At 74.7% G+C, this 13468-nt stretch carries 12 protein-coding genes; 7 read left to right on the top strand and 5 right to left on the bottom strand.

From position 1 onward, the window contains the following. Positions 1–127 precede the first annotated feature (127 nt). On the top strand, positions 128–775 hold the full coding sequence (locus ACIPSE_RS41810) for a transglycosylase family protein (RefSeq protein WP_401674026.1): 648 nt from the start codon (positions 128–130) through the stop codon (positions 773–775). Positions 776–889: 114 nt separating this feature from the next. Further along, a complete protein-coding gene (locus tag ACIPSE_RS41815; protein ID WP_401674028.1) occupies positions 890–1519 on the top strand; it encodes a transglycosylase family protein in 630 nt (209 codons plus the stop codon). On the opposite strand, the gene ACIPSE_RS41820 is transcribed toward ACIPSE_RS41815, so the two are convergent. Genes ACIPSE_RS41820 through ACIPSE_RS41830 form a run of 3 tightly spaced genes read right to left on the bottom strand, consistent with a single transcriptional unit; the run spans position 1419 to position 5577 of the window. Then, positions 1419–2129: an ATP-binding cassette domain-containing protein gene (locus tag ACIPSE_RS41820; protein WP_401674031.1), complete on the bottom strand. Its 711-nt coding sequence runs from the start codon at positions 2127–2129 to the stop codon at positions 1419–1421. The two genes, ACIPSE_RS41815 and ACIPSE_RS41820, sit on opposite strands and share 101 nt — an antisense overlap. Next, positions 2126–5110, bottom strand: a complete 2985-nt coding sequence (locus ACIPSE_RS41825; RefSeq protein ID WP_401674034.1) for an ATP-binding cassette domain-containing protein — start codon at positions 5108–5110, stop codon at positions 2126–2128. Before ACIPSE_RS41825 ends, ACIPSE_RS41820 begins: the two co-directional genes overlap by 4 nt. After that, positions 5110–5577 (bottom strand): hypothetical protein, encoded by a 468-nt coding sequence (locus ACIPSE_RS41830; protein ID WP_401674036.1) that lies wholly within the window; start codon positions 5575–5577, stop codon positions 5110–5112. Before ACIPSE_RS41830 ends, ACIPSE_RS41825 begins: the two co-directional genes overlap by 1 nt. A 123-nt stretch (positions 5578–5700) precedes the next feature. Here ACIPSE_RS41830 and ACIPSE_RS41835 point away from each other — a divergent pair, with 123 nt between their 5' ends. From ACIPSE_RS41835 to ACIPSE_RS41850, 4 genes are all read left to right on the top strand, one after another. Further along, on the top strand, positions 5701–6252 hold the full coding sequence (locus ACIPSE_RS41835) for a hypothetical protein (RefSeq protein WP_401674038.1): 552 nt from the start codon (positions 5701–5703) through the stop codon (positions 6250–6252). Then, a complete protein-coding gene (locus ACIPSE_RS41840) occupies positions 6221–7510 on the top strand; it encodes an ABC transporter substrate-binding protein (RefSeq protein ID WP_401674041.1) in 1290 nt (429 codons plus the stop codon). The genes ACIPSE_RS41835 and ACIPSE_RS41840 overlap by 32 nt, the downstream gene beginning before the upstream one ends. A gap of 30 nt (positions 7511–7540) precedes the next feature. Beyond that, a complete protein-coding gene (locus ACIPSE_RS41845) occupies positions 7541–8524 on the top strand; it encodes a helix-turn-helix transcriptional regulator (RefSeq protein WP_401674044.1) in 984 nt (327 codons plus the stop codon). Between the two features lie 309 nt (positions 8525–8833). Further along, complete coding sequence (locus ACIPSE_RS41850; protein WP_401674046.1) at positions 8834–9049, top strand: I78 family peptidase inhibitor; 216 nt, start codon at positions 8834–8836, stop codon at positions 9047–9049. 125 nt (positions 9050–9174) lie between these two features. Here the strand turns inward: ACIPSE_RS41850 and ACIPSE_RS41855 are convergent, their stop codons facing one another. Together ACIPSE_RS41855 and ACIPSE_RS41860 are read right to left on the bottom strand one after the other, a co-directional pair. Further along, a complete protein-coding gene (locus ACIPSE_RS41855) occupies positions 9175–10173 on the bottom strand; it encodes a phosphatase PAP2 family protein (RefSeq protein WP_401674048.1) in 999 nt (332 codons plus the stop codon). Between the two features lie 238 nt (positions 10174–10411). After that, positions 10412–11575 carry a mannosyltransferase family protein gene (locus tag ACIPSE_RS41860; RefSeq protein ID WP_401674050.1) on the bottom strand — a complete coding sequence of 388 codons (1164 nt, stop codon included), beginning with the start codon at positions 11573–11575 and terminating at the stop codon, positions 10412–10414. A 263-nt stretch (positions 11576–11838) separates the two neighbouring features. On the opposite strand from ACIPSE_RS41860, the gene ACIPSE_RS41865 reads away from it, so the two are divergent. Next, entirely contained in the window at positions 11839–13449 is a 1611-nt protein-coding gene (locus ACIPSE_RS41865) for an MFS transporter (protein WP_401674053.1), read from the top strand. The last annotated feature ends 19 nt before the right edge of the window (positions 13450–13468 follow it).

Genomic DNA, 13468 nt, shown 5'->3' on the forward strand with positions numbered 1-13468 from the left:
GTCCGCCGACCGCACCAGCCAGCTCGCAGCACCACCTCCGGCGGACGGGACGGAGCGCCAAGGACCGCCCAAGTGCGGGACCGGCGCCCCGTCTTGGGGGACCCCGGGTCCGTGGAGAGGGAAACGCATGTCCGATTGTGCCGATACCAACCGTGACCACACCCGTAAGACGCGTACGACGGCGGCTCTCGCCGGGGCGGTCCTGCTCGCCCCGCTCGGCCTGCTGGCGATGACCGGCAACGCGGCGGCGGCGGACGACGGAGTCTGGGACCGCATCGCCCAGTGCGAGAGCGGCGGCGACTGGCACATCAACAACGGCAACGGCTACTACGGCGGGCTCCAGTTCTCCGCCGGCACCTGGCGCGCCTACGGCGGCACCGCCTACGCGGCCACGGCCGACCGGGCCACCAAGGGCCAGCAGATCGCCGTGGCCGCCAAGGTCCAGCGCGCCCAGGGATGGGGCGCCTGGCCCACCTGCTCGGCCCGGGCCGGGGCGTACGGCAGTGCGCCGTCCACGTCCGGCGGATCCACCGGGTCCACGTCATCGGGTTCGTCCGGCTCCGCGCACGCCCCGTCGAAGACGCCGGCGCGCACGCAGAGCCACACCGGCCGCGGCACCACCCGCGGCGGTGACTACACCGTCCGCGCGGGCGACACCCTGAGCGCCATCGCCGCGCGCCACGGGACCACCTGGCAGGCGCTGTACGCCGCCAACAAGGCCGTCATCGGCGGTGATCCCGACATGATCGTGCCCGGGCAGCGGCTCGCACTCTGAGCGGCTCCCCCCTCCCGGGCACGGGGCCCCGTCCGGTCCGCCGACCGGGTGGGGCCCCAGGGGGCCCGGCCGCGTCCGGCCGGCCCCGTGCGGGGCGCCGCCTAGCGTGGGCCGATGTACCCCGCACCGATCATCAGGCTGCTCCTCGCGACGGCCGCCCTGCTCACGGCCGCCGCCCCCGCGCACGCGGCCCCGCCGCCCCCGGCCCCCGGCCCACCGTCCCAGCCCGTGCCGTACGACTGCGCCCGGGACGGCTGGCCCTGGAGCTGCGTCGCCCTCTGCGAGAGCAGCGGACGCTGGGACGTCAACACCGGCAACGGCTTCTACGGCGGGCTCCAGTTCTGGCAGCCCACCTGGGAGGAGTTCGGCGGCCTGAAGTACGCCCGGCGCGCGGACCTCGCCACCCGCGAGCAGCAGATCGCCGTCGCCCGGCAGGTCCTCGCCGTCCAGGGCTGGGAGGCCTGGCCGGTCTGCTCCAAGCGGTACGGGCTCAAGGGCCGCATGCACACGGTGGCACCCGGCGACACGCTCTCCGCGATCGCCGCCAAGTACCGCGTCGAAGGCGGCTGGCGGGCCCTGTACCAGGTCAACAAGGAGATCGTCGGCCGCTATCCGGACCGGCTGAACCCGGGGACGCTGCTGGTCATCCCGAAGGGCTCGGGGGACGGCCGGGCCGTCCGGGCCGAACCCGCCGTGTTCGGGCCGCCGTTGGCGCCCGCCGCAGCTCGCCCGCCTCTCCGCTGAACACGACCTCGCCGCGGCGCAGTTCGTACACGAGGGTTCCCGGGCGGCCGTGCAGGGCCGGTGGCAGCCGCTGTTCCGCCACCACCACGCAGACACCGAGCCCGGCCAGCAGTTCGTACGTCCGTTCCGCGACGGCCGGGGACATGCCCTGCGTGGGCTCGTCGACGAGGAGCACGCGCGCGTGGCGCAGGAAGGCGCGGGCGAGCGCCAGCATGCGCTGCTCGCCGCCGGAGAGGGTGCCGGCCCGGCGGGGCAGGAGGGCTTCCAGGGCCGGGTACGCCGTCAGGGCGTCCGCGGGGTCGGGGGACGCGAGGGCGAGGTTCTCGCGGACCGTCAGGGAGGCGAACACCGCCTGCCGTTCGGGCACCAGGCACAGGCCCCGGCGGGCCCGCTCGTGGGCGGGGACGCGGGTCACGTCGGCGCCGTCCCAGACGACCTCGCCCGCGCTGAGGGGAAGCGTGCCGGCGAGGGCGCGCAGAGCCGTCGTACGGCCCGAGCAGTTGCGGCCCAGCAGGACGGTCACGCCGGGGGACGGGGCGGCGAGCGTGACGCCGTGCAGGGCCTCCAGCGGGCCGTAGCGCACGCGCGCGTGGCGCAGGGAGAGCGTCATGCCGGGGTGCCCCTGGCGGTGAGGGTGTCCAGGACGCGGTCCGGGGGGCCGGAGGCGATGACGCGGCCCGCGGCCATGACGTGCACGACGTCCGCGAGGCCGGCGACCAGGTCGAGGTCGTGCTCGACGACGAGCAGGGCCGTGCCGTCCGCGGCGAGCGCCCTGAGGACGAGGGCGAGGGCCTCGACCTCCCCGGTGTCCAGGCCGGCCGCGGGTTCGTCGAGGAGCAGCACGCGCGGGGCGGTCGCGACGGCCCGGGCGAGTTCCACGCGGCGGAGCGTGCCGGTGGGGAGGTCCGCTGCGGGGCTGTCGCGGACGGGACCGTCCAGGGCGAGGAGCCTGAGGGCCTCGTGCGCGGTGGAGGCGGTGCCACCCACCCGGACGTTCTCGGCGACCGTGAGGGAGGGGAAGACGGCGAGCTGCTGGAACGTGCGGGCGACACCCGTGCGGGCGCGGGCGTGCGGGGGCAGGCGGGTGATGTCCCGGCCGTCCAGGAGCACCTGCCCCCGGGTGGGGCGCAGGGTCCCGGCCAGGCAGTGGAACAGGGTGCTCTTCCCCGCCCCGTTGGGACCGACGACGGCGGTGACGCGGGCGGGGTGCAGGGCGAGGTCGATCCCGTTCAGCGCGTGGAATCCGCCGTACCGCGCGTGCAGGTCCCGGACGGCGAGCACGGCCCGGCCCGCGGCCGGATCCGTGTTCCCGGCCGCACGACCCGCACGACTCGTGCGACCCGTGCGGATCCGGCGGGACGGTGCGGGTGTCCCCGGCGGGGGCTGCCCGCCGCCGGCGGCCGTCGGTGGGGGAGGGGGACCTGGCGGCTCATGCTCGGCCCTCGCACCGACCACCGCCTCGGGCGTCGCGCCCGCCTTCGTCGCCGACCCCGTCCCGGCCCCGGGCGCCGCCCTTGGTGGCGTGGTCTTCTCGCCTGGGCGGGGTTCGCGTGCCGGTGTGGCCGGCCGCTGTGGGGGCTGTTCTCCGTCGGTGGCCGTTCGTCGGGGCGGACGACCGGGTGGTTCGTGCTTCGCCGTGGCCTCCGGTTCTGCCTTTCGTGGCGCGACCGCGTTGTCCGGGCGGGGTTTGGGGGTCGGTGTGCCCAGCCTCGGCAGGGGTTCGTCGGCGGGGGGTGGCTGGGCGCGCAGGTGGGTGCGGACGCGGTCGCCCAGGGGGGTCAGCGCGGCTTCGTGGTGGGGGGACAGGCGGTGGAACGTCGCACGGAGCGCCTCGTACGGGCCGTTCGGGAAGCGGCCTGCCAAGACCGCCAGGACGCCGATCAGGGCCGCCGCCACGCCACCGCGTGTGCCCGCGTCGAGGCCGACCAGCAGGGCCGCCGCCGCGAGGGCGCCCAGGGTGCTGTCGGCGCCGAGGACGACCACCGCGGCGAACCAGAGGAGGCCGCGGACGGGGTCGTACGCGGCCGGGTCGAACGCGCGCAGGCCCATCCCCAGGAGGCCCCCGCCGAGCGCGGCCAGGGCGGCGCCGCAGACGAAGGCGAGGAGCTTGAGGGCCGGGACCCGCACGCCCGCCGCCGAGGCGCCCGCCTCGTGGTCCCGCATCGCGGCCAGGGAACGGCCCGTGCGGCCCGTGCGCAGGAGACGGGTCGCGAGGAGGGCCGCGGACAGGAGCGCCAGCTCCAGCACGTAGTACGCGCGGTCCCCGTCGAAGCCCGCCGGACGGTCCAGGGACAGCCCCGAGGTCGCGTACGGCTGGGCGAAGACGAAGCGGCTCACCCCCACGCCCACCGCGAAGGTCGTCAGCGCGAGGGCCAGGCCCCGGCGGGTGATCGCGGGCCAGCCGGTGAGCAGCCCCAGCGGGGCCACCAGGAGCACGGCGAGGGACAGCGCCGTCAGTTCGGGCAGGCGGGGCAGGAGCGGGAAGCGGCCCGCCGCCAGAAGGGCGGTGAAGAGGGCGCCCAGACCCGCGTACGCCGCCTGGCCCAGGGCGATCTGGCCGCTCCGGCCCGTGACCACCACGAGGGACAGCAGGATCACGCCCAGCGCGGGCACCTGGACCGAGGTGTGCAGGTCCTCGCCCGCGAGGCCCAGCGGCAGCAGGAAGAGCACCGCGGCCACCGGCCAGGCGCCCGGCGGGGTCCGCACCCGGGCCGTCGCCGTACGCGGCAGCGCGTCGCGGTCGCCGACGCGGGGCAGCGCCGGCGACGCCGCCAGCAGCGCCACCACGAACAGGTTCGACCCGATCGCCTGGACCAGCGGCCCGGCCCAGCCCGGCGGATGAAGACGCGTCAGCTGGCTCTGGGCCACCCCGATCGCCAGGGCCACCGCGACCGCGACCGACAGGCTGCGCATCCGGGCCGCCACGGCCACCGCCACGACCTCCATGACCAGCAGCGGCAGCCCGTACGGGTCGAGCCGCACGTACGGCGCCAGCAGCACGCCCGTCAGGCCCGCCGTGAACGCGCCGAACGCCCACCCGGCCGCCGCCACCCGGTCCGCGTCGACGCCGCCCAGCACGGCCAGCCCCCGGTCGTCCACCACCGCGCGCAGCTCACGGCCGAAACGGGTCCGGCGGATCACGGCGCCGACCCCGGCCGCCAGCGCGAGGACCACCGCCAGCTGACCCCAGGGGTCCGCCCGCACCAGCTCCGGCACATCGTCCCGGGCCCCCTGGCCCCACAGCAGCGCGGCCCCGCCCACCAGCAGCACGAACACCCCGATGGACGCCACCAGGGTCCGCGCCGGATCGCCGCCGAGGACCGCGAGCGGACGGAACACCCAGCGCTCCAGGGCCACCCCCAGCGCCGGGGCCAGCAGCACCAGCGTCACCGCCGCCCCCGCCCACGGCGGCCAGCCCCACTCCACCACGCACGCCCGGAACACGTACGCGCACACCATGGCGATCGCCCCGTGCGCGAAGTTCAGGACGCCGGTCGCGCGGTACGTCACGATCAGGCCGATCCCGCTCAGCGCGGCGGCGGCGCCCACCGAGAGCCCGGCGAGCGTCAGGTCGTAGGTCAGGGACGACATCAGTCGTCCGCTTCGGCCGGCTCGCAGATGGGGCACGGGCTCAGCTCGCCGCCGCGCACCAGCTTCGCGTCCACCGGCACGGCCTCCGCCTTCCCGGCGACCAGGGGGCAGTCCGCGCGGTGCCACAGCGTGCCGCCCGGCACCATCAGCAGGTCGCCGCCGACCGCGAGCGGAACCGTCACCGCCTCCTGCGGCGCCTCGGGCCCGGCGGCCACCAGCAGGCCGTACAGCTCCTCCACGCGCGTGGCCGCGAGCGCGTCGCGGCCGTGCGCGAGCAGGACCGCGCCCGCGACGATCAGCGCGGCGCCGGGGATCGTGCAGGAGGCGAGATAGGGCAGCTGCCGCTCGGCGAACCGCTCGCCGGAGACGCCGTACCAGCCGGCGACGCACAGCACCGCGCCCGCGGCGAGCACGACCCAGCCGGCCCAGCGGACGGGCTGCGCGGTCCGGGGTCTGGCTGTCCGCATCTGGAACTCCCGCACGTCATGTGTCTGTCCATGTCAGCCAATGCCTTGCACTATGCCTTCTGTAAGCCGACCCTGAAAGCACCGGGCGCACCCGGCCCGGACCGACACCCGGTGGTGAGCCAGATGGTTCTCGGGAGCGAACGCAGGCGGGGGAACGCGGGCCGGGGACCGGCGGCGGCCGTCCTCGTCCTCGCCGCCGTCCTCACGGCGTGCAGCGACGACAGCGGCGGCGCGAGCTCGAGCCCGCCGCCGAGCCCCACCCCGGAGACGACCAGCAGCGCGCCCGCGAGCCCGTCCGCGAGCGGGCCCGCCGACCCGGTGGCGGCCGAGAAGCAGGTCAAGGAGAACTGGCGGAAGTTCTTCGACCCCGAGGTCTCCACGAAGGACAAGCAGGCAGTCCTGGAGAACGGCGACGCGATGGCGCCGGTGCTCGCCGCGTTCAACGGCGACGACCGGGGCGGCCAGGTCGAGGCGCAGGTCACCGAGGTCGCGTTCACCTCGCCGACCGAGGCGACCGTGACGTACACGCTGCTCCTGAACGGGGCCACCGCCCTGCCGGACGCCTCCGGGAAGGCCGTCGAGCAGGACGGCACCTGGAAGGTGTCCGTCACCACGCTGTGCGCCCTGGTGCAGCTGAGCGGCAATGCGACGGCGTCGGCGCTGCCGGGCTGCTGAGGCCCTCGCCGGGGTCCTGCTGCTCGCGCTGTGCGCGGCCTGCGGCAGCCGGCTGCCCGAGAGCGACTTCGGCGGGCGGAGCCCTTCCCGGTCCGCCGCGCCGCTGCGGGTCGGCGTCATCACCAGTGTCACCAGCCCCGTCGGCGGCGACGCCTTCACCGGGCCCCGCGACGGCGCCAGGGCCTGGTTCGCGCGGCTCAACGCGCGCGGCGGCATCGACGGGCGCCGCGTCGAGGTGCGCGAGTGCGACGACGGGGGCAGCGGCGTCGGCAACAACACCTGCGTGCACCGGCTGATCGAGGAGGACGGGGTGGTGGCCCTGGTCGCCACGACCGCCCTCGACTACGCCGGTGCCTCCCGTGTCTCCGCCGCGGGCGTGCCCGACATCGGCGGCCAGCCCATCGGCGGCGCCTACGACACCTATCCGCACCTGTACGGCGTCTACGGCAGTCTCGCGCCCCGCGACGGCACCACGGGATGGGACGGCGAGCTGTACGGCGGCACCGAGGTGTACCGGTACTTCAAGCGGGAGCACGGGGCGCGCACGGCCGCCGTCGTGTCGTACAACCAGGCCGCGTCCGCCGCCTACGCGCGGCTCGTGGAGCGAGGGCTGAAGGCGGAGGGGTACCGCGTGGTCGGCGAGCAGGTGGACTTCGCGCTGCCCAACTTCCGCGCCGTCGCCGCCGATCTGAAGGAGCAGGGCGTCGACCTGGTCTTCGACGCCATCGACGCGCACGGCAACGCCCGGCTGTGCGCGGCGATCGACGCGGCGGGCGCCCGGATCACCGCCAAGGTCACCACCGTGCAGAACTGGACGTCGACGGTCGCCGACGACTACAAGGACGCCCCCCGCTGCCGCAACGCCCTGTGGGCCACGGGGTCCGGCCGCAACTTCGAGGACACCGGGCACGATGCCGTACGGGAGTTCCGGGACGCCACCGAGGGCCTTCGGACGCACTCCCAGTGGCAGCTGGAGGGCTGGGCGGCGGCCATGTGGTTCACGGAGGCCGCCCAGTCCTGCGCACGGGACGGTGACGGCGTCACGCGCGCGTGCGTCGACGCCTACATGGACCGCAGCGACGGGTACACCGCCGACGGGCTGCTCCTGCCCGTGCGGTTCGCGCGGCTGGCCGAGCCGCCCGCGACCCGCAGGACCTGTCTGTCGGTGGCCCGCTGGCGGGACGGGCGGGGCTGGGTCGCGCAGGGCGACATGGACCGCACCTGCTTCGAGGTGCCCCAACTCGCCTACCGGCCCTGACGGCCGCGCCCGCTGGGACAGAATTCGACCATGTTGGAGACCTCGGCACGGCTGCTGCGACTGCTCTCGCTCCTCCAGGCCCACCGCGAGTGGTCCGGCGCCGACCTCGCCGACCGGCTCGGCGTCACCCCGCGCACCGTGCGCCGGGACGTCGACCGGCTGCGCGAACTGGGCTACCCGGTCAACGCCAGCCCCGGCACGGGCGGCGGCTACCAGCTCGGCGCGGGCGCGGAACTGCCGCCGCTGCTCCTGGACGACGAGGAGGCCGTCGCCGTGGCCGTCGGACTGCGCACGGCCGCCGGGCAGGGCATCGAGGGCATCGGCGAGACCTCGGTGCGCGCCCTCGCCAAGCTGGAGCAGGTCCTGCCGAACCGGCTGCGCCGCCGGGTGGGCGCCCTGAACGCGTTCACCGTGCCGATGCTGCGCGGCCCGCAGCCCGGTGCCGTCGACCCGGCGGTGCTGACCGAGCTGGCCCATCTGTGCCGGGACGCCGAGCGGCTGCGCTTCGCGTACCGGGACCACGAGGGCGCCTCCACCCGCCGTACCGTCGAACCGCACCGGCTGGTCTGCACCGAGCGGCGCTGGTACCTCGTCGCCTGGGACCTCGACCGGGACGACTGGCGCACCTTCCGCGTCGACCGTGTCACCCCCAGACCCCCGCACGGCCCCCGCTTCACCCCGCGCCCCCCGCCCGCCGACGACCTCGCCGCGTACGTCTCGAAGGGCGTCTCCACGCGCGCGTACGCCGCGCAGGCGGTCGTCCGGCTGCTGGTGCCGCTGGCGGAGGCGGCCGAGCGGGTCTCGCCGTCGGCGGGACAGCTGGAGGCGGACGGGCCGGGCGCGTGCGTGCTGCGCACCGGGGCCGCGAGCCTGGACGTGATGGTCGTCCACGTGGCGCTGACGGGCTTCGAGTTCGAGGTGCTGGAGCCCGCCGGGCTGACCGACGCGATCAGGGCGACCCGGGACCGGCTGACACGGGCGCTGGACCGCTCGGCGGGGACCGGGGACGGCTGAGGAGGAGCGGGTTCCGTGTCGGAACCGTGCTTTTCTCATGCGCCGTCAGATCCCGGGGCACCGTCCGGAATCGGAAAGAAAAGGGTCCCGGAGGTCCGTCCGTGCGGCCTTTAACCGCCGCGTATTCCGGACGGTGGTGTGACACGCGGGAATTACGTTCGATTGTGCGAGGCGGGTGCAAGGAACCCCTCGTATGTGTGACAAAGCAGGGCCGAAACGCCTGTCGTGATCCTGTGACAGAAGCGTGACCGGAGGGGGATCGGCTACCGACGGTGGCCCGATCCGGCGGGCAGGCCCTAGCGTGGCGGTATGGCACCGATACCGAAACCCCCTACCGAACCCCAGGACGACCCGGACGGCTACGTGGGACTGGGCGCGGAGCGGGCCGAGCTGCTCGCGCGCGAGCAGGGCTGGTCCACGGTCCGTTCGCTGCCGCCGGGGGCGATCATCACGATGGAGTACCGCGCGGGACGGCTGAACCTCGAGGTGAGGGACGGCCGGGTGACGCGGGCCTGGAAGGGCTGAGACGCCCGCCGGGGGCACCCTCCGGACCCTCCGGCCCCCCGGACGACGACGGCCCCGGTTCCTTCCCAGGAACCGGGGCCGTCGCTGCGGGGTGGGTGTGTGCGTACCGTCCCGCTGTCCGCCGGCTAACCGCCCGTCAGGGGGCGGGCCGCCGAGGCCGTGCCGCGGGCGACGCGGTCCGGGTGGGGCGGCCTGCGGCTGCCGACCGGGGTGACCGGGGTGCGCTCCGAGCGGGTCGTGTGCGGGCCTGGTGCCAGATAGGCGGGCGCCCGGGGCGAGCGGGCCGCGGGCTCGCTCTGCGCGGCCGTCGGACGCGGCGTGACCAGCACCGGCGCCCCGACGGGGGTGACGGGGGCGGGGGCCGAGCCGCGGGTGCGCCACCGGTCGCGGAGGTCGAAGACGGCCGTCTCGGTGCGGGCGATCAGCGGCTCGCACCACGGCAGCGCCAGCAGGATCAGCAGACCCGCGGCCCAGCCGAGCAGGACGTCGCTCAGCCAGTGCGTGCCGAGGTAGACCGTGGCGAGACCCACGCCGAGCGAGGTGACCGCGGAGACGGCGGACAGCCAGCGGCGGGCTCTGGGGGTGGAGGCCAGATAGGCCAGGATGCCCCAGGTGACCACGGCGTTCGCGGTGTGGCCGCTGGGAAATATATCGCCGCCCAGACCCATCTCGCTGGAGCCGATGGTGGTCGCGTAGTGCGGTCCGAGCCGCCCCATGCCGTACTTGGCGGCACCCACCGTGATGTTCAGCAGCAGCAGCGCCGCGCCCAGTGTCAGCAGCGGGCGCAGGGTGTGCTGCCGCCAGGAGCGCCAGCCCAGCCAGGCCGAGACCATCACGGCGGTGGGGCCGCGCTGGCCGAGGACCACGTAGTAGTCCACGAACCAGTGGATCTCCGACCACTGCTGGTACGGCCGGAAGAACATGACCTGCCAGTCGAGCCGGACCAGCCACGAGGTGATGACGACGAGCCACACCATGGCCAGGTAGAAGGCGAGGGTCGCCGCGAACAGGGCGACCCGGTGCCGGCTCATCTTCGGCATGTCGAGGAGAGCCGGTCGTTCCGGCTCTCGGTCCAGCCTCGCGAACACCCGGTCCAGACGGGTGAGGTTTCGTTCGGTACGCACCCAATCGACGTTACAGCGAGTGAGTGCTCGTGCCCGGCGAATCCACGGCTTTGTGATGACGATGTGATGTGGGATTCCTCTCAGGGAGGGGTTTATTTCCTAGGAATCCGCTATCGAGTCCTGTGCCTCCCTTCAATTCCTTTGATCATTCTGCGTCACCGTTTATTGGCGCTTATGAATTCGTTCACCGGGTGATGGGGAGGAATTCCCTTGCCGCTCATCGGACCCGCTGGGCGGATCATGGCGGGCCCGAGCCGTTCAGCCAGAACGCCCCGTACGCCGCCGAGACCACCGCCGCACCGGCCACCACCAGCGCCGACGTGCGCGGACGTGCCCGGGCCAGGGCGAGCGCCAAGGGCAGCAGCAGCGGGAACGCGGGCATCAGCAGGCGCGGTTTCGAGCCGAAGTAGCTCGACGCGCACAGCGCGAGCGCGGTGACGACCCCGGAGTACACGAGCAGCGGCAGCGGCTGGCCCCGCCGCACACAGACGACGTACAGCCACACCACCAGGCCCACCCCGACGGTCAGACCGACGCCCGCGAGCGCCGACGGGAACGAGGTGAACTTCTCGGCGGTGAACCGGGCGAAGGCGTACCCGCCGTCGAAGCCGTTGCGCCAGCCCGCCTGGACGTCGAGATAGCCGAGCGGCCCCTTGCCGGTGCGACGGCCGACCCACAGGACGTAGGCGGCGGTGCCGAAGGGGGCGAGGAGCAGGCCCAGGGCGCGGGGCAGGAGGCGGGCGCCGTCGTCGCGCGCCGCGCTTCGGTCCCGCACGAACGAGACGGTACCGGCCGCCCACACCGCGGCCACGACGGCCAGTCCGACAGGCCGGGTCAGACCCGCGAACGAGGCGAGGACACCGGCCGTCACCCACCGGCCGGTGAGCACCGCGTACAGCGACCAGGCGGCCAGAGCGGTGAACAGCGACTCGCTGTACGCCATCGACTGGACGATCCCGACCGGCAGCACCGCCCACAGCAGCACCGCGCAGACCCCGGCGCGCCGGCCGTGCACATGGTCCGCGACCGCGAAGACGCCCCAGGCCGCGGCGAGCGAGGCGAGCAGGCTCACCACGAACCCCGCGTCGGCGGCGGAGAACGGCGTCACCGCCGCGAGGCCCCGCTCCAGCCACGGCAGCAGGGGGAAGAAGGCCAGGTCGGAGTGGAGATCACCGTTGGGCAGCCGGACCTCGTAGCCGTACCCCAGCTCCGCGACCCTCGCGTACCAGAGGGAGTCCCAGCGGGCGGTCAGCAGCGTGTACGCGCTCTTGTCGCGGGCGGCGCTCCACACGGCCAGCGTGAGCAGGCCGAGGGCGCGGACGGCGGCGTACCCGAGGAGGGCGGGCGCCGCCCGGCGCAGGGCGGGCCCGCGGGGGGCCGCGCGCGTCTCAAGATCGGTCACGGGTCCGATTATCGGCCGTCGCCCGAACCGGACGGCCCCGGAGCGCGTGTTCACCGGAGAGGGTGAGTGGTGTACGCCACACGTGTTCTCCGCGGAGTGTGAGAGGTCCACCACTTGGCCGACGCGCGAACTCGCGTACGCTGACGTGTCACTCGCCTTCGTTGCGCGGGCCGGAGATCACCGCTCCACTCCGGCCGAGGTCACGGGGAGTCCCCACCCCGCGATGCCCGCCGAGCGCGAGGGAACTTCTGGGAGGTACGTACATGTCCGGGACGACCACGGCCGCCGCAGCGCTGCGCCGTCGGGCGGCCGGGGCCGGTGCAAACCGCTGGGTCGTCCTCGTCGTCCTGTGCGTGAGCCTGCTCCTGGTGGCGCTCGACGCGACGGTGCTGCACGTGGCGGTCCCCGCCGTCACCGAGGACCTCAGGCCCGGCGCGATGGAACTGCTCTGGATCGTCGACGTCTACCCCCTGGTCTGCGCCTCGCTGCTGATCCTGTTCGGCACGCTCGGCGACCGGGTCGGCCGCAGGCGCGTGCTCCTGCTCGGGTACGCCCTGTTCGGCCTCGCCTCCGCCCTCGCCGCCCTCGCGCGCGACCCGCAGGTGCTGATCCTGGCCCGCGCGCTGCTCGGCGTCGGCGGCGCCATGATCATGCCCGCGACGCTGTCGATCCTGCGCCAGGTCTTCCCCGACCGGCGCGAGCGGGCGCTCGCGATCGGCATCTGGAGCGCGGTCGCCGCCGTCGGCGCGGCCGTCGGCCCGCTGCTCGGCGGGTTCCTCCTGGAACACTTCTGGTGGGGCTCGGTCTTCCTCGTCAACATCCCGCTGATGCTGGTCAGCCTGCCCGTCGGCCGCCTCCTCCTGCCGGAGTCGAAGGGCAAGGTCGAGGGCCCCTGGGACGTGGTCGGCGCGCTGACCGCCGCCGCCGGTCTCTTCGGCCTGGTCCTCGGCGTGAAACGGCTCGGCAGCGGTGAACTGGACGGCGTCACCGCGCTGCCCCTGCTCGCGGGCGCGACCCTGCTGACCGTCTTCGTACGACGCCAGCGCCGCCGCCGGCACCCCCTGGTCGACCTGCGGATGTTCGCCCGGCCCGCGTTCTCCACCTCGGTGGGCTGCATCGTCCTGGCGATGCTCGCGCTGGTCGGCCTGGAGCTGATCGCCGCCCAGTACCTCCAGCTGGTGCTCGGCCTCTCCCCGCTCCAGACGGGGCTGCGGCTGCTCCCGCTGACCGTCGCCGCCATGGCCTCCGGGCTCGCGGGCGCCCGCATGCTGCGCCGGTTCGGCCCGCGCGCGATGGTCTGCTTCGGCTTCTGCCTGACGGCGGCGGCCGTGCTGACCCTGCTCGCGATGGGCGGCCGCGACAACCCCGCCCTGCTCCTCGTCGGTTTCGTGCTGCTGGGCTTCGGCCTGGAGACGACGCTGTTCGGGGCGTACGAGTCGATGCTGAGCGAGGCGCCGTCCGAGCAGGCCGGCGGCGCCGCCGCGATCGGCGAGACCTCCTACCAACTGGGCGCCGGCATCGGCATCGCGCTGCTCGGCAGCGTCATGAACGCGGCCTACGCCCCCGGCCTGTCGAACGTGCCGGGCGTGCCCGCGTCGGCGTCGACGGCCGCCGGGCACTCGCTGGGTGAGGCCTACGAGGTCGCCGGACGGCTCGGCGGTTCGGCCGGGGAGAGTCTGCGCCGCACCGCGCGCGACTGCTTCGTGCACGGACTGCATGTGACGCTGCTGGTGAGCGCCGGGTTGCTGCTGCTGGGCGCGGTGATGGCGCTGCGGCTGCCGCGGACCATGCAGTGCGACCAGTTGCCGGAGCCGGCCGCCGGGGTGGAGCTGCCCGCGCCGCGGGACGTGGCCGACTCGCGGGTCTCCGCCTGACGTTGCCGCTGACGCGTTC

It is taken from the genome of Streptomyces sp. NPDC090106 (assembly GCF_044747265.1).
Taxonomy (GTDB): Bacteria; Actinomycetota; Actinomycetes; order Streptomycetales; family Streptomycetaceae; genus Streptomyces.

Coding starts and splice junctions, on each gene's coding strand:
- ACIPSE_RS41840 (WP_401674041.1), top strand. CDS start 6,221: ATGCGACGGCGTCGGCGCTGCCGGGCTGCTGAGGCCCTCGCCGGGGTC.
- ACIPSE_RS41825 (WP_401674034.1), bottom strand. CDS start 5,110: ATGTCGTCCCTGACCTACGACCTGACGCTCGCCGGGCTCTCGGTGGGC.
- ACIPSE_RS41830 (WP_401674036.1), bottom strand. CDS start 5,577: ATGCGGACAGCCAGACCCCGGACCGCGCAGCCCGTCCGCTGGGCCGGC.
- ACIPSE_RS41815 (WP_401674028.1), top strand. CDS start 890: ATGTACCCCGCACCGATCATCAGGCTGCTCCTCGCGACGGCCGCCCTG.
- ACIPSE_RS41865 (WP_401674053.1), top strand. CDS start 11,839: ATGTCCGGGACGACCACGGCCGCCGCAGCGCTGCGCCGTCGGGCGGCC.
- ACIPSE_RS41845 (WP_401674044.1), top strand. CDS start 7,541: ATGTTGGAGACCTCGGCACGGCTGCTGCGACTGCTCTCGCTCCTCCAG.
- ACIPSE_RS41810 (WP_401674026.1), top strand. CDS start 128: ATGTCCGATTGTGCCGATACCAACCGTGACCACACCCGTAAGACGCGT.
- ACIPSE_RS41820 (WP_401674031.1), bottom strand. CDS start 2,129: ATGACGCTCTCCCTGCGCCACGCGCGCGTGCGCTACGGCCCGCTGGAG.
- ACIPSE_RS41850 (WP_401674046.1), top strand. CDS start 8,834: ATGGCACCGATACCGAAACCCCCTACCGAACCCCAGGACGACCCGGAC.
- ACIPSE_RS41835 (WP_401674038.1), top strand. CDS start 5,701: ATGGTTCTCGGGAGCGAACGCAGGCGGGGGAACGCGGGCCGGGGACCG.